At 75.2% G+C, this 15716-nt stretch carries 12 protein-coding genes; 7 read left to right on the top strand and 5 right to left on the bottom strand.

Features of this window, described 5'->3' with window-relative positions; genetic code table 11:
• Positions 1 to 15: 15 nt before the first annotated feature.
• The 3 genes from B085_RS40760 to B085_RS0100250 are packed head-to-tail and all read right to left on the bottom strand — an operon-like array spanning position 16 to position 1713.
• Positions 16 to 480: a hypothetical protein gene (locus B085_RS40760; protein ID WP_018556545.1), complete on the bottom strand. Its 465-nt coding sequence runs from the start codon at positions 478 to 480 to the stop codon at positions 16 to 18.
• 19 nt (positions 481 to 499) lie between these two features.
• Complete coding sequence (locus B085_RS0100255; protein WP_037730883.1) at positions 500 to 1186, bottom strand: hypothetical protein; 687 nt, start codon at positions 1184 to 1186, stop codon at positions 500 to 502.
• 2 nt (positions 1187 to 1188) lie between these two features.
• Positions 1189 to 1713, bottom strand: a complete 525-nt coding sequence (locus B085_RS0100250) for a sigma-70 family RNA polymerase sigma factor (protein ID WP_026250527.1) — start codon at positions 1711 to 1713, stop codon at positions 1189 to 1191.
• Positions 1714 to 1812: 99 nt separating this feature from the next.
• Between B085_RS0100250 and B085_RS0100245 the strand changes: the two genes are divergently transcribed.
• From B085_RS0100245 to B085_RS0100235, 3 genes are all read left to right on the top strand, one after another.
• Positions 1813 to 3255 carry an amidase gene (locus B085_RS0100245; protein ID WP_199789134.1) on the top strand — a complete coding sequence of 481 codons (1443 nt, stop codon included), beginning with the start codon at positions 1813 to 1815 and terminating at the stop codon, positions 3253 to 3255.
• A 157-nt stretch (positions 3256 to 3412) separates the two neighbouring features.
• Complete coding sequence (malQ, locus tag B085_RS0100240) at positions 3413 to 5497, top strand: 4-alpha-glucanotransferase (protein ID WP_018556541.1); 2085 nt, start codon at positions 3413 to 3415, stop codon at positions 5495 to 5497.
• Positions 5498 to 5546: 49 nt separating this feature from the next.
• Positions 5547 to 5783: a hypothetical protein gene (locus B085_RS0100235; RefSeq protein ID WP_018556540.1), complete on the top strand. Its 237-nt coding sequence runs from the start codon at positions 5547 to 5549 to the stop codon at positions 5781 to 5783.
• A 212-nt stretch (positions 5784 to 5995) separates the two neighbouring features.
• Here B085_RS0100235 and pepN read toward each other — a convergent pair whose 3' ends face one another.
• Complete coding sequence (pepN, locus tag B085_RS0100230) at positions 5996 to 8566, bottom strand: aminopeptidase N (protein WP_018556539.1); 2571 nt, start codon at positions 8564 to 8566, stop codon at positions 5996 to 5998.
• 196 nt (positions 8567 to 8762) lie between these two features.
• Between pepN and B085_RS0100225 the strand changes: the two genes are divergently transcribed.
• The 4 genes from B085_RS0100225 to B085_RS0100210 all read left to right on the top strand — a co-directional run bounded on the left by B085_RS0100225 (position 8763) and on the right by B085_RS0100210 (position 14902).
• Positions 8763 to 12173: a beta-N-acetylglucosaminidase domain-containing protein gene (locus B085_RS0100225; RefSeq protein WP_018556538.1), complete on the top strand. Its 3411-nt coding sequence runs from the start codon at positions 8763 to 8765 to the stop codon at positions 12171 to 12173.
• A gap of 94 nt (positions 12174 to 12267) precedes the next feature.
• On the top strand, positions 12268 to 12807 hold the full coding sequence (locus B085_RS0100220) for a PadR family transcriptional regulator (protein ID WP_018556537.1): 540 nt from the start codon (positions 12268 to 12270) through the stop codon (positions 12805 to 12807).
• A complete protein-coding gene (locus tag B085_RS0100215) occupies positions 12804 to 13514 on the top strand; it encodes an ABC transporter ATP-binding protein (protein ID WP_018556536.1) in 711 nt (236 codons plus the stop codon). The genes B085_RS0100220 and B085_RS0100215 overlap by 4 nt, the downstream gene beginning before the upstream one ends.
• Positions 13511 to 14902 (top strand): FtsX-like permease family protein, encoded by a 1392-nt coding sequence (locus tag B085_RS0100210; protein WP_078619691.1) that lies wholly within the window; start codon positions 13511 to 13513, stop codon positions 14900 to 14902. Before B085_RS0100215 ends, B085_RS0100210 begins: the two co-directional genes overlap by 4 nt.
• 102 nt (positions 14903 to 15004) lie before the next feature.
• Here the strand turns inward: B085_RS0100210 and B085_RS0100205 are convergent, their stop codons facing one another.
• The gene (locus B085_RS0100205; protein WP_018556534.1) at positions 15005 to 15541 is read right to left on the bottom strand and encodes an HNH endonuclease; all 537 of its coding nucleotides are present in this window, start codon (positions 15539 to 15541) and stop codon (positions 15005 to 15007) included.
• Positions 15542 to 15716: the final 175 nt, after the last annotated feature.

Here is a 15716-nt window from a genome sequence, read left to right as displayed (position 1 = left end):
GGAGCGCCCGCCCCTTCAGCTCTGCCGCCACTCGTACTCCTGCTCCCCGCAGCGCAGCGTGCGTGAACGGGGCAGCGCCCGCTCCACCCACTCCCGCGTGCGGGCGATGTCCTCGCCCTGGTGGACGAAGGTGGAGCCCCAGGGCCGCAGCCCGACTCTGACGAGCACCCGGCTCCCCACCGCCATCTCGGGCTCCCCGTCCTCGTCACGGTCGACGGGCAAGGTCAGCCGGCGGTCCTTCCGCTCGCCCTTGAGGTAGCGGTCCACCTCCATCCGCAGCGACACCCGGTCCGCTCCCTCCCCGGGCGTCACCCGCAGCACCGTCCCCTCGGCGACGAGTTCGGTGCAGGCCAGCACCTCCGCGTCGGTCTGGCGGACCGAGTCGGCTTCGGCCTCGCCGCCGCCGGTCCCGCAGCCGGCGAGCGCGGCGAGCGCGAGCAGCGCCGCCACGGTGAGGGCCGGTCCCGTCCTGCGTCCCATGTCCTGTGCTCCCCTCGTGTCATGCGGTGTCGCTCTCGCACGGCAGGCCCCGGGAGGCCGCGAGCGCCTTCTCCATCCAGGCGCGGGCGGAGGCGATGTCCGCGGCGCCCTCGTACAGGTCCACCGGCTCCCCCGGGAGGACGGAGACCATCACCAGGACGCGGGACCCGGGTTCGGGGGGCGGGGCCACGTCGTCGTGGTCGTCGTCGATGTGGATCGTGAACGCCAGCCGGGGAGCGCCCCCGGCGGGCTTGAGGCGGCGGTCGACGTCCATCACCACCCGCAGGTCCCCCGGTTCCCCGGTGGGCGTCACCTCGCGCACGGTGCCCTCGGCGATGTCGCTCGCGCAGGCGACGACGCCCTCCAGCGTGCGCTTCGCGTCGCCCACCGCCGAGTCCCCGCCCAGGGCGGCGTCCCGTGCCAGGACGACCCCGCCGATCCCCGCCACGCCCGCCACGACGGCGGCCAGGCACCACGCGAGCGCCGTGCGTCGCCCGCGGGGGCGGCGCTCCGCGGGCGGGGCGGGCCGCGCGGCGAGGGCGTCGCCGATCAGCCGCACCTGGGTGCGCAGCAGGTCCACGTCGGCGCGCGCCGCGGCGTACGCCCGGTGCGCCTCGTCACCGGCGGACGCCTGCGGGGGCGCATCCGCGAGGGCGGCCGACAGTGCCTCGTCCGCCTCACCCGCGCCCTGCCCGTTCCCGCTCATCGTCACACCACCTCCTTCGTGTGCAGCCGGCCGCGCAGCGCACGGACGGCGGCGTGCAGCCGGCTCTTGACCGTGCCCTCCGGGACGCCGAGCGCCGTGGCGATCTCCGCCACGGGCAGGTCGGCGTAGAAGCGCAGCGTCAGCACCTGCCGCTGCCGCGGCGGGAGTTCCTGCAGCCCGTCGGCGACGGCCAGGGCCAGCACATGCGCCTCTCCCCCGCCGTGCCGGGACTCGTCCCGGGGGGTCAGGGCCGCGAGGCGTTCGCCGAGCCGCTCCTGCCGGCGTCGCGAACGGTGCCAGTCCATCGCCACGTTGGACGCGGCGACGGCCGCCCACGCCCCCGGGTCCCGCAGCGGCTCGCGGCCGCCCGCCCGGTGCTCCAGCAGCTTGAGCCGCACCTGCTGCACCCCGTCCGGCAGATCGCCCGCCGGCACCCCGCCGAGCGCCAGGACGGCCCGCACCCGATCGAGGTGCTCCGGTGCGAGGGGGTCCTCCCCTTCCCCCGGCCGGGACCTCCGTCTCAGCAGCGCCACACCCCACCCCTTCCTCGATTTCCCCTATGACGCGACAGCGGGGGAAAACGTTCACCCCTCCTGCGTTCCAGGGCCAGGCCCTAACCTGGCGGTGTGTCCGCCCCCCATGAACTGACGATGCTGGAACAGGCCGCGGCCGTCCGGGCGGGCGAACTGTCCCCCGTGGAGCTGACGGCCCACTACCTCGACCGGATCGAGCGGATCGACCCGGCGCTCGGGGCCTATCTGACCGTCACGCCCGAACACGCCCTGCAGGACGCGCGGCGCGCCGAACGCGTGCTCAAGGAGGGCGGGCCGCTCCCGCCGCTGCTCGGCGTACCGGTACCGGTGAAGGACCTGACGCCGGTCGCCGGGGTGCGCTTCACCTCCGGGTCGGCGGTCTTCGCGGACCGGGTCGCCGACCGGGACGCGTACCTCGTCCGGCTGCTGAGGGACGCGGGGACCGTCCTGACCGGGAAGACCAACACCCCGGAGTTCGGGCTCCCCGCCTACACCGAGGGCGCCGCCGGCCCGCCGGCCCGCACCCCCTACGACCTCGCGCGCGGCGCCGGCGGCAGCAGCGGGGGCGCGGCGGCGGCCGTGGCCGCCGGTCTCGCGGCGGCGGCGCACGGCAGCGACGGGGGCGGCTCGATCCGCATCCCGGCGAGCTGCTGCGGGGTCGTCGGGCTGAAGCCGAGCAGGGGCCGGGTGAGCCCCGCGCCATGGGGCGACGCGAGCGGACTGGCCGTCAACGGGCCCCTCGCACGCACCGTCCGGGACACGGCGGCCCTGCTCGACGTGCTGGCGGTGCCCGCACCGGGCGACCCCTTCCGGCTGCCGCCGCCGGAGCGATCGTTCCTGCAGTGGTGCGAGCGGGAACCGCGGCGGCTGCGGATCGCCCGCTGGGCGGTGCCGGACGTCGCGGGCGTGCAGGTCGACCCGCAGGTGCTGGCGGCGTACGAGCGCACCTCGGCGCTGCTGGCCGGGCTCGGGCACGAGGTCGTGGACGTACCGCAGCCGCTCGCCCCCGGCGACCGCGACGCGTTCACCCCGGTGTGGGCCGTGCTGGCCGCGCTGACGCCCGTGGCGGCGGAACGGGAGGGGGAGCTGCTGCCGCTCACCCGCTGGCTGCGCGCCCGTGGACAGGACGTGGGCGGCCTCGACTACGCCCGCACGCTGGGGGCGATGCAGAGCGTGGGCCGCAAGCTGGCCGAGGCCGCCGAGCCGTACGACGCGGTGCTCACCCCGACGCTGGCGCAGCTCCCCGCCCCGGTGGGCGCCCTGCGCGACGACGCCGACCCCGGGGCCGACTTCGCGGCGCAGCTGGCCTTCACGCCGTTCACCGCGCCCTGGAACATCGCCGGGCTGCCCGCGGTGTCGCTGCCGCTGGAGTGGTCCCCGGCGGGGCTGCCCATCGGCATGATGCTCGGCGCCCGGCACGGCGAGGAGGGCCCGCTGCTCGCCCTCGCCGCCCAGTTGGAGGCCGCCTCGCCGTGGCGGGCCCGTACGGCCCGCGCTTTCGAGGTGGCCGGGGCCGTCGGCGGGCCGCCCGCCTGAGACCGCCCGGAGACGGGAGCCGGGCCCGCTGCGTCCGCGTGCCGCCACTCCCGGGCGGGAGCGCGTGCACGGAATGCGACTGCTCCGCCACGCAGTGGGTATGGCTGAGGCTGTCCGGAGAACCCGCGCCCGCGATGACGCCCCGGGAGGGCATCCCATGACCGAAGCCGCCGACCGGGACAGACTCGCCGCGCTGCACGGCGTGGACGTCACCTACCGCCCGTCGCCGGACCGCGAGGTGCGCGTGCCGGACGGGACGGTCGTGGCGGTGCTGGCCGCGCTCGGCGTCGACGCCTCGACCCCGGCGGCGGTGCGGAACGCGCTGGCGGAGCACGAGCACCGTGCCGGGCGCCGGCTGCTCCCCCGCAGCGTCGTCCTGCGGACCGGCCGTCCGCTCGGACAGCGGCTGCCCGAGGGCACCGTGCTGCGGCTGACGACGGAGGACGGCACCGAGACCTCCTGGGACGGCGGCGCGCCCCTGCCGGTGGGACGGCACGCGCTGCGCGCGCAGGCCCCCGACGGGCGCACCGCGCAGGCGCAGCTCGTCGTGGCGCCGGAACGGCTGCCCGGCCCACCGGAACGGGTCCTGGGCTTCATGGCGCAGCTGTACTCCGTGCTGTCCTCGCGGTCCTGGGGCATGGGCGACCTCGGCGACCTCGCCGACCTCGCGGCATGGACGGGCCGGGCGCTGCACGCGGGCTTCCTGCAGGTCAATCCGCTGCACGTGGCCGTGCCCGGGCATCCCACGGACCCGTCGCCCTACCGCCCCTCCTCGCGGCGCTTCCCCGACCCGGTGTATCTGCGGGTGGAGGAGATCCCCGAGTTCGCCTACCTCGGTCCCGACGACCGCGACCGCGCCGCGGACCTGCTGCGCAAGGCGGCGGTACTGCGCGACTCGGTGCTGCTCAAGGACGCCCTGATCGACCGGGACGCGGTGTGGGAGCTCAAGCGCGAGGCGCTCGCGCTGGTCCGCAGGGTGCCGCTGTCGCCGGGGCGGCGGGCCGCGTACTGCGACTTCCTCGCGGACCAGGGGCAGGCGCTGGACGACCACGCCACCTGGTCGATGCTGGCCGAGCTGCACGGCCCGGACTGGCGCCGCTGGCCGGCGGGGCTGCGCGACCCGCGCTCGGGGCATGTCGCGCGGCTCCGCGGCGAACGGCTGGACCAGGTCGACTTCCACTGCTGGCTCGCCTGGCTGACGGACGCCCAGCTGGCCGCGGCGCAGCGTGCGGCGCGGGACGCGGGCATGGCGGTCGGCATCGTCCACGACCTCGCGGTCGGGGTGCACCCCTCCGGTTCCGACGCCTGGGCGCTGCAGGACGCCCTCGCCCACAAGATGTCGGTCGGCGCGCCGCCGGACGCCTTCAACGCCCACGGCCAGGACTGGGGCCTGCCACCCTGGCGCCCCGACGCCCTGGCCGCCACGGGGTACGCGCCCTACCGGGACCTGCTGCGCAACGTGCTGCGGCATGCGGGAGGCCTGCGGATCGACCATGTGATGGGGCTCTTCCGCCTGTGGTGGGTGCCGGAGGGCGAGCCGCCGACACAGGGTGCGTACGTCCGTTACGACGCCGAGGCGATGCTCGGGATCCTCGCGCTGGAGGCGCGGCGCGCCGGTGCCGTCGTCATAGGGGAGGACCTCGGCACGGTCGAGCCGGGCGTCCGCGAGGAGCTGGCAGACCGGGGCATCCTCGGCACGTCGGTGCTCTGGTTCGAGCGGGACTGGGAGGGGGCGCACGGCTCCGCGCGAGCCCGGCCGCTGCCACCCGCGGCCTGGCGGGCGGACGCCCTGGCCACGGTGACCACCCACGACCTGCCCACGACGGCGGCCCGGCTGACCGGGGAGCACGTCGTCCTGCGGCACCGGCTGGGTCTGCTGACCCGGCCGCTGGAGGTGGAGCAGGCCGAGGACGCGGTGGAGGTCGCGGAGTGGCTGGCGCTGCTCGGCCGGCTGGGCATGCTGCCGGAGGGCGCCCGCGACGAGGAGGCCGTCGTCAAGGCCGTCCACCGCTTCCTGGCGCGCACGCCAGCCCGGATGGTCGGGGTGTGGCTGCCGGACGGGGTCGGCGACCGCCGCCCGCAGAACCTGCCGGGCACCTGGGACCAGTACCCCAACTGGCGGCTGCCGGTCGCGGACCCGGAGGGACGCCCGCTCACCCTGGAGCAGCTGACCGCCTCGCCTCGGCTGCACGCGCTGGCGCACGAGGTGCGGACGGCGATGGCGGCGCCCCACGGGCCCTGACACCACCCCCGGGCGCGCGGGCCCCGGGAGCGTTCGCTACTTTGAGACCGTGGACAAGCTCAACAAGAACGCCCTGCGCGCCGGTGCCGTCACGGCCGGCACGGCGCTGATGCTGCTGATGTCGTCCCCCGCGTTCGCGAACACTCGCGACGACGGCGACGACCCGGGTCCCGGTCTGAGCGTGATCGAGACGCTCGGCCTGTACCTCGTCCTGCCGATCGTCCTGTTCCTGGTCATCGCGGGCCTGGTCGTCGCGACCGACAAGTCCCGCAAGACCCAGAGCTGATCCTTCGACCGTCTCGCTGACCGGGTCGCGGAGCACCGCGGCCCGGCTTCAGGCGTGCCCGTCGCCGGCCCGCGCGTCGCGGGGCGACCGGTGCCGCGGCAGCGCGCGGGGGTCCCCCGAACGGCGCAGTGCTCCCGCCGCGCCCCGGTGCGTGAGGCACGAGGCCCCCCGCGGCTGGTCGCCGCGGGGGGCCTCTTCGGTGCTGCCGCGGATCAGCCGGCCGCCGCGTCCGCGGCGCGGGCCTTGAGGGCGCGCTCGACCCCGGCACGGCACTCGGTCACCATGCGCCGCAGCGCGGGCGCCGGATCGGCCGCCGCGAGCCAGGCGTCGGTGGCGTCCAGGGTGTCCTGGGAGACCTGGAGCGCCGGGTAGAGGCCGACGATGATCTGCTGGGCCATCTCGTGGCTGCGGGAGGAGAACACGTCCGAGACCGCCGCGAAGTACCGCTGCGTGTACGGCGCCAGCAGCTCGCGCTGGTCCGGCTCGGAGAAGCCGCCGATGACCGCCTCCTGGACGGCGTTGGTGAGCGTCTCCGCCTCGACGACCGAGGCCCACGCCTCGGCCTTCGCCTCGGCCGTCGGACGCGCCGCCCGGGCGGTGGCCGCGTGCCGCTCACCGGCCGCCGTGGCGTCCCGGCCGAGTTCGGCGGCGATGGCCTCCTCGTCGGCGCGGCCGGTCGCGGCCAGCCGCTCCAGCAGGGACCAGCGCAGCTCGGTGTCGACGTCGAGGCCCTCGATCGTCTCCGTGCCGCCGAGCAGCCCGGCGATCAGGTCGAGCTGCTCCTTGGTGCGGGCCGTCGCGGCGAACGCCCGGGCCCAGGCGAGCTGGTGGTCGCCGCCCGGGGCGGCCGCGCGCAGGTGCTCCAGGGTCGCCTCGGTCCACCGGGCCAGGCCGGTCTCCCGCCACTCGGGCGCGGCGTACAGCTCCAGCGCCGTCTTCACCTGGCGGTGCAGGGACTGCACGACGCCGATGTCGGACTCCTTGCCGATGCCGGAGAGCACCAGCTCCAGGTAGTCGCGGGTGGCGAGTTCGCCGTCGCGCGTCATGTCCCACGCGGAGGCCCACACCAGGGCGCGCGGCAGGGACTCGGTGAAGTCGCCCAGGTGCTCGCGGACGGTGGCCAGCGAGACCTCGTCGAGCCGCACCTTGGCGTACGACAGGTCGTCGTCGTTGAGCAGCACGACCGCCGGGCGCTTCACACCGGTCAGCTCCGGCACCGCGGTCAGCTCGCCGTCGACGTCCAGCTCGACGCGCTGGACGCGCACCAGCTTGCCGTCCTGGAGGTCGTACGCGCCGACCGCGATGCGGTGCGGCCGCAGGATCGACTCGCCCTTGGCGCCGGCTGGCAGCGCCGGAGCCTCCTGGCGCACGGCGAAGGAGGTGATCGTGCCGTCGGCGGCGGTCTCGATCTCCGGGCGGAGGATGTTGATGCCCGCGGTCTCCAGCCACTTCTTCGACCAGGTCTTCAGGTCGCGGCCGGAGGTCTCCTCCAGGGCGGTCAGCAGGTCGGTCAGGCGGGTGTTCTTCCAGGCGTGGCGCTTGAAGTACGCCTGGACGCCGGTGAAGAACGCGTCCATGCCCACGTAGGCCACCAGCTGCTTCAGGACGGAGGCGCCCTTGGCGTAGGTGATGCCGTCGAAGTTGACCTGGACGTCCTGCAGGTCGTTGATCTCCGCCATGATCGGGTGGGTGGACGGCAGCTGGTCCTGCCGGTACGCCCAGGTCTTCATGGAGTTGGCGAAGGTCGTCCAGGAGTGCGGCCACCTGCTGCCGGGCGCGTAGGCCTGGCAGGCGATGGAGGTGTACGTGGCGAACGACTCGTTCAGCCACAGGTCGTTCCACCACTCCATGGTGACCAGGTCGCCGAACCACATGTGGGCCAGCTCGTGGAGGATCGTCTCGGCGCGCACCTCGTAGGCCGCGTCGGTCACCTTGGAGCGGAAGACGTACTGGTCGCGGATGGTGACCGCGCCCGCGTTCTCCATGGCGCCGGCGTTGAACTCCGGCACGAAGAGCTGGTCGTACTTGGCGAAGGGGTAGGGGAAGTCGAACTTCTCCTCGAACCAGTCGAAGCCCTGCCGGGTGACCGCGAAGATGGCGTCGGCGTCGAGGAACTCCGTCAGCGACGGGCGGCAGTACAGGCCCAGCGGTACGCTGCGGCCGCCCTCGCCCTCCCAGGTGCTGTGCACGGCGTGGTACGGGCCGGCGATCAGCGCGGTGATGTAGGTGGAGATGCGCGGGGTGGGCGCGAAGCGCCAAAGGTTGCCGGCCGGCTCCGGGGTCGGGGAGTTGGAGATGACCGTCCACCCCGCCGGGGCCTTCACGGCGAAGGTGAAGGTCGCCTTGAGGTCGGGCTGCTCGAAGCAGGTGAAGACCCGGCGGGCGTCCGGGACCTCGAACTGGGTGTAGAGGTAGGCCTGCTTGTCGACCGGGTCGACGAAGCGGTGCAGTCCCTCGCCGGTGTTGGTGTACGCCGCGTCCGCGACGACCCGCAGCTCGTTGGCGCCGGCCTGCAGCGACGGCAGGGCGATGCGGCTGTCCGCGAAGACCTCGGCCGGGTCCAGCGCGGTGCCGTTGAGCACCACCTCGTGGACCGTGGGGGCGACCAGGTCGATGAAGGTCGAGGCACCCGCCTCGGCGGAGTCGAAGCGCACCGTGGTCACCGACCGGAAGGTGCCGCCCTCCTGCGCCCCGCTCAGGTCGAGCTCGATGTCGTACGCGTCCACGGTGAGCAGGCGCGCTCGCTGCCGCGCCTCCTCACGTGTGAGGTTGGTGCCGGGCACGTGTCCGTCTCCTTCGTCGGGTTTTCGGCCATCCTCGCACGCGGCGGGGGTGGAACGGCCGGGGGTTTTCCCTCGACGGGCAGGTCGTGTCCCCGGCCGCCGCCGGCTACCGGCGGTACGGGCCGGGGGAACGGGGTGGGAGGGGGCGCGTCCGCACGTTGACACGCCCTCCGCGCGGGTGATGGGCTGTCGGACCATGACCCCGGGCAGGAGAACGGCCGCGACCCGCACGGCAGCGCTCGTCGCCGCCCTCGCCGGCACGGTACTCGGCACCGCGCCGGCCGCCCTGGCCGCCCCGCCCGTCATCCCGGCGACGGCACCCGACGCCTCGGACGACACCGCGGCGGAGGGCACCGCGCCCGCCGTCCACCCCCGGCCGCAGTCGCTGCACCATCGCGGTGCCGACGTCGCCGTGCCGGACACCGCGACCCTCGTCGCCGGACCCGGAGCCGACCCCTACGCCCTGGACTCCCTCCGCGCGATCCTGCGCGGGGCGGGCGTGACCACGCTCCACGAGGACCCGGCCGAGCCGCGCGGGCTGGTGGTGTACGCCGGCGGCGCACAGGCCGGCTCCGCGCTGCGCGCCCTGGGCGCCGCGCCCACCGGGGACCTGCCCTCCGGCGGCTACCGGCTGGCCGTGGGCCGTACCGGCGGCCGCGACGTCGTGGCGCTTGACGGGGCGGGCGAGGACGGGCTGTTCCACGCGGCGCAGACGCTGCGCCAGTTGGCGACGGGAAGGAGCCTGCGGGGCGTCGTCGTCCGCGACTGGCCCGCGGCCGCGACGCGCGGCGTCGCCGAGAGCTTCTACGGCGAACCGTGGACCCGGGAGCAGCGGCTCGCCCAGCTGGACTTCCTCGGCCGCACCAAGCAGAACCGCTACCTGTACGCCCCCGGCGACGACCCCTACCGCCAGGAACGCTGGCGCGAGCCCTACCCGGCCGCGCGCCGCGCGGAGTTCCGCGAGCTGGCCGAGCGGGCCCGGGCCAACCATGTCACCCTGGCGTGGGCCCTGTCGCCGGGCCAGGCGCTGTGCTTCTCCTCGCCGGAGGACCGCAGGGCGCTGCTGCGCAAGGCCGACGCCATGTGGGTGCTGGGCTTCCGCGCCTTCCAGTTGCAGTTCCAGGACGTGAGCTACAGCGAGTGGCACTGCGACGCCGACGCGGACGCCTACGGCGACGGCCCCGAGGCGGCGGCCCGGGCGCAGGCCGACGTGGCCGACGCGCTCGCCGCCCACCTGGCGGAGCGCCACCGGGCCGTCGTACCGCTGTCGCTGCTGCCGACGGAGTACTACCAGGACGGCGCGACCGGGTTCCGCCGCGAGCTGGCGCGGGTCCTCGACCCCGGGGTCGAGGTGGCGTGGACGGGCGTCGGCGTCGTCCCGGGGGAGATCACCGGGCGGCAGGTCGCCGACGCGCGGGCGGCGCTGCAGCACCCGCTGCTCACCATGGACAACTACCCGGTCAACGACTTCGCCGAGGACCGGATCTTCCTCGGCCCCTACACCGGGCGCGAGCCCGCGGTGGCGACCGCCTCGGCGGGCCTGCTGGCCACGGCGATGCGCCAGCCCACCGCGTCCCGGATCGCGCTGTTCACCGTGGCGGACTACGCGTGGAACCCCCGCGGGTACGACCGCGCGGCCTCCTGGCGCGCCGCGATCGACGACCTGGCGGGCCCCGGACCCGGGGCGCGGGACGCGCTGCGCGCCCTGGCGGGCAACGCGGCCTCCTCGGCGCTGGACAAGGGCGAGTCGGCGTATCTGCGGCCGCTCATCGCGGAGTTCCTGGTCGCCTATGCCGACGGCGGCCGCGAACGGGTGGAGAAGGCGGCCGCCCGGCTGCGCGAGGCGTTCGCCACGATGCGCGGCGCCCCCGAGCGCCTGGACGAACTGGCGGGCGGTTCCTTCGGCGGCGAGGTGCGGCCGTGGCTGAGCCAGCTGGCCCGGTACGGCTCGGCGGGCGAGCACGCCGTCGACATGCTGGTGGCGTTGCGCGCCGGCGACGGCACCGGGGCGTGGAAGGACCGCCTCGCGCTGGAGGCGGCCCGCCGGCGGATAGCCGACAGCCCGGCCACCGTGGGCCACGGCGTGCTCGACCCGTTCCTGGCCAAGTCGCTCGCCACGGCGGACGCGTGGACAGGTGTGCGCACCGCGGGCCGCAAGGCCACCGCCACCCTGGGCTCGGCCCGGTCCACCGACCCGTCGCTGATGACCGACGGCAAGGACGGCACCGCCTGGGCCAGCGACGCCCCGCCGCAGCGGGACGACACCTTCGGGGTCGACCTGGGCGCCACCCGCACCGTCCACGGCGTGCGCGTCGCCATGGGCACCGATCAGCCCGGCCCCGAGCGCGACGACTACCTGCGTGAGGCGGTGCTGGAGTACTCGGCGGGCGACGAAGGCGGCTGGCGGACCGCGGCCACGGTGAAGGACGACCGCACGGTGACCGCGCGGCTGCCCGAGGGCACCCGGGCCCGGTACGTGCGGCTGCGCGCGACGGCCCCGCAGGAGAACGCGGTGTCGGTACGGGAGTTCAGCGTCACCACGGAGGACGACGGCGCCTCCGGTGCCTACGCGGCCGACCCCGCGGCCCAGGCGGCCTCCGACGGCGACGCCACGACCACCGTCCGCGTGCCCGCCGAAGGGCTGACCCTGGAGTACGGCTCGGCCCGCCCGCTGGAGGCGCTGACCGTGCTCACCGACACCGGGCCCGGGGCGGCCGGGTCGGTGGAGGTGCGGGTGCCCGGCCAGGGCTGGCGCCGGCTCGGTGCGCTGGGCGGCGGCTGGACCGAACTGCCCGCGCGGGGCCTGCGGTCCGAGGCGGTCCGGGTCACCCCGTCGGCGGGGGCCCACCCGCCGGTCGTGCACGAGATCGTGCCCTGGTACGCGGACCGGCCCGCGGCCCGGATGACGCTGGACCGCACGGAGACCGACCTCGAACTCGGCGGCGCCCCCGCGACCGTCACCGCGGAACTGACCGACGCCTCGCCCTCGGCGGCCACCGTGTCGCTGACCGCCGAAGCCCCGGAGGACGTCGAGGCCGTGACGCCCGGTGAGGTGGAACTGCCGCGCGGCGGCAGGGTCGTGGTACCGGTGCGGCTGTCCCTGCCCGCGGACGGCGCACCCGGTGTGTACGAGGTGCCGCTGGCCTTCCGCGCCGAGGGCCGCACGGTGCGGCAGACCGTCACCGTGCACGCCTATCCGCGCACCGGTGGCCTGGACCTCGCCGCGGGCGCCCCGGCCACCTCCTCCGGCGACGAGACGGCGGACTTCCCGGCCTCGGCGCTGACCGACGGCGACCCCGCGACCCGCTGGTCGTCCCCCGTACGGAACGACGCCTGGGTGCAGGCCGAACTGCCGCGGGTCGCCAGGGTCGGCCGGGTGGTGCTGCGCTGGCAGGACGCGTACGCCTCCCGCTACACGGTCCTGACCTCGGCCGACGGGCAGAGCTGGCACACGGCGGCGGTGGTCTCCGACGGCCGCGGCGGCACCGAGTCCGTACGGCTGGACGCCCCGTCCGACACCCGCTTCATCCGCGTGCAGGGGCTGGAGCGCGGCACGAAGTACGGCTATTCGCTGTACTCGCTGCAGGCGTACGCCGTCACCGGCTGACCGTCTCGTTTCCCGTGGGCCACTTGCCAAGCGGCTGCGCGGGTGCAACTATTCACTCAATACATGTATCAAGTGAATAGAAGGAGGTGGGTGCGTGAGCACCGGCAACGTCCTGCTGGGACTGCTCGCCGCGGGGCCCGGCCACGGCTACGACCTCAAGCGGCGGCACGACGAACGCTTTCCGCAGGCCCGCCCGCTCGCCTACGGGCAGGTGTACACGACCCTCCAGCGACTGGTGCGCGACGGCCTCGCCGAGGTCGACGCCACCGAGCACGAGGGCGGCCCGGAACGCACCACCTACCGGATGACCGAGCACGGCATCCTGGTCCTGCGCCGCTGGCTGGAGGAGCCCGTGCCACCCGCCCCGGTGACCGCCGCCAACGAGATCTTCGCCAAGGTCACGGCCATCATGGCCTCCGGCTTCGGCGACCCGGCCGGTTTCCTGCGCCTCCAGCGCGCCGCCCACCTCGCCCGGATGCGCGAGCTCACCGCCGTGAAGACCGCCCCCGGCGCCCCCCTGTCGGCAGTGCTCTCCGCCGACTACGCCCTCACCCATCTCGATGCCGACCTGCGCTGGATGGACAACGCCGCGCAGCGCCTCGGCGCCCTGGCCGAGGAGGTAACCTCCGCATGACCACACCCCTGATCGAGGCCCGTGGCCTCGTCAAGCGGTACGGCACCACCGACGCGTTGCGCGGCGCGTCACTGCGCCTGCTGCCCGGGGAGGTGCTGGCCGTCACCGGACCGAGCGGCAGCGGCAAGTCCACACTGCTGCACTGCATGTCGGGCATCGTCCGGCCGGACGAGGGCGAGGTCCGCTACACGGGCGGCGTCGCCGGCGCGGAGCGGCTCGACCAGGCCGGGGAGGGCCGTCGCTCCACGCTGCGGCGCACCGACTTCGGCGTGGTCTTCCAGTTCGGGCAGCTGGTCGGCGAACTGACCGCCCTCGACAACGTGGCCCTGCCGCTGCTGCTGGCCGGGACCTCCCGCGCCGCCGCCCACGAGAGCGCGGGCACCTGGCTGGAGCGCTTCGGCGTGCGCGGTCAGGCCGCCCTGCGCCCGGGCGAGATGTCGGGCGGCCAGGCGCAACGCGTCGCCCTGGCCCGCGCGATGGTCACCGGCCCGAAGGTGGTCTTCGCCGATGAGCCGACCGGGGCCCTGGACTCCCTCGCCGGTGAGCAGGTCATGACCGCCCTGGTCCACGCGGCCCGCGAGTCCGGTACCGCGGTGCTGCTGGTCACGCACGACGCCCAGGTCGCGGCGTTCGCGGACCGCGAGGCGACGGTGCGGGACGGTGTCGTCGAGGGACAGGACGAGACCGTCGCCGAGGTGACCCGGTGAGGGGATTGCGGGGGGACACCCTGCTGGCCTGGGCGGTGCTGCGGGGCTCCCCGCGCAGCGAGTGGTGGCGCCTGGCGCTCACCGCGCTCGGTGCCGCCCTCGGCACGGGCTTCGCGCTGGCGGCCGCCGTCGTGACGGTGATCAACACACGGTTCGGGGGCGGGGAGCACCGGTACACCAACGACCTGCTGAACGAGAGCGGCCTGCGCCCGGGTGTGGTGGCCGCGCTGTTGCTGCTCATCGTGCCGGTGCTGGCCTTCATCGGCCAGTGCACCCGGATCGGCGCCCTGCGCCGTGAGCACCGGCTCGCCGCACTCCGCCTGTCCGGGGCCACCCCGCGACAGGTCAGGCGGATCGCCGCCCTGGAGGCGGGTGCGGCCGGCTGCCTGGGCGCGGTGGCCGGGCTGGCGGGCTTCCTCACGCTGCGGGCCGCGGTCGCGGCCGTGCAGGGTGACCGCGAGGCACTGACCTGGCCCACCGACGTGCCGGTGCCGTGGCTTCCTGCCGCCCTGATCGTCCTGGCGGTGCCGGTGCTGGCCACCCTGGAGGCGCGGTTCGCGCTGCGCCGGGCGGCCGTCGACCCGCTGGGCGCGGCGGCGCGCAGACCGCGCCGGCACCGCACCGGCCCCGGCATGTGGCTGCTGGGCCCCGTGGCCCTGCTCGCGGGGATCGGGCTCGTACTGCTGGGGCGGGCGGTGGACCTGGATCAGGTACCGGTCCTGCCGATCCTGGTGGCGATCCTCGCCCTGTGCGCCCTCGGGCTGGTGTACACCAGCGCGGGCCTTGCGCTGCTCACCGGACGGCTCGCGGCCCGCTCGGGCCGCCCGGCCCTGCTCATCGCGGGTGAGCGGCTGCGGGCCGACCCGTGGGCGGCGGCCCGCTCGCACACCGTGGTGATGCTCGCCTCGCTGGTGGGGGTCGGCTGGGTGGCCATGCGACGGGTGACGGTCGAGATGCTGCGGAACGACACGAACTACTCCGCCGGTGACGTCTCGTTCTACGTCGGCGGCTACGACCTGGCCGGGCTCGCGCTGCTGATCGGCGTCGCGGTCGTGGTCAGCGGCCTGGCCGTCGGCGTCGTCGAGTCGCTGATGACCCGTCGCCGGACGCTGGCGGCGCTGGCCGCGGCGGGCACGCCACGGAAGGTGCTGTGGCGCGCGACGCTGCTGGAGACGGCGCTGCCTCTCACCCCGGCGATCCTGCTCGGCGGGTGCTGCGGGCTGACGATCGTGGCCCCCGTCGTCGCCGTCGGCCAGCGGCGCGCCCTCCCGCTGCTGGAGCCGGCGCTGCTCACGGGCGGCCTGCTGGCCGCGTCCCTGCTGGCCACAGCCGTGTCCCTGCCGCTGCTGCGCCGCACCGTACAGCCCGCGCAGTTGCGCTACGAGTAGGCGGACGCCGCGGGCGCGGCGGGACCCCGGACCGGCACGGGGGTGCGGTCCGGGGCCCTGAGCCCGGTCCGGGACGGTTCAGGACAACATGAAGGCCCGGTCTCAGGCGGATATGCCGTCGATCCGGGCCATGGCGTCATCCGCGCCGAATGGCTGCAGGTATGGCAGCCAGCGCGGGTCCCTATGCCCCGTCCCGATGATCCGCCAGGCCAGGCCCGACGGCGGGGCGGGTTGGTGGCGCATCCGCCAGCCGAGCTCGGCGACGTGGCGGTCGGCCTTGAGGTGATTGCACCGGCGGCATGCCGCGACCACGTTGTCCCACGTGTGCTGGCCTCCGCGGCTGCGCGGGATCACGTGGTCGACGCTGGTTGCGACGGCTCCGCAGTACGCGCACCGGCCGCCGTCCCGGGCGAACAGCGCCCGCCGGGTCAGGGGCACGGGGCCGCGAAAGGGGACTCGGACGAATTTGGTGAGCTTGACGACACTCGGGGCGGGGACAGAGCAGGTCGCGCTGTGCATATAGGCGCCGGATTCCTCGAGGCACACGGCCTTCTTGTTCAGCACGAGGATGAGCGCGCGGCGGAGCGGTACGACGCCGAGCGGCTCGTACGACGCGTTGAGGACCAGGACATGCGGCACGGGTGCCTCCTTTTACGCCGGCGGCGCGTGGCTCGCGCCGGGACGATCTGCCCACAGTCTCTCCGGAAGCCCGGTCACGGCGCCACCATGACCGGGTAACGGAGCGAGGGTGTTTTCAACCACACCCCCTTTACATGCCCTGAATCACCGCACGTCGCGCTCGAACAACGCAACG

Origin of the sequence: Streptomyces sp. BoleA5 (assembly GCF_000373665.1) — a bacterium.
Taxonomy (GTDB): domain Bacteria; phylum Actinomycetota; class Actinomycetes; order Streptomycetales; family Streptomycetaceae; genus Actinacidiphila.
Note: the sequence above shows the minus strand (reverse complement) of the source record. Positions and strands in the feature narration are given on the sequence as shown.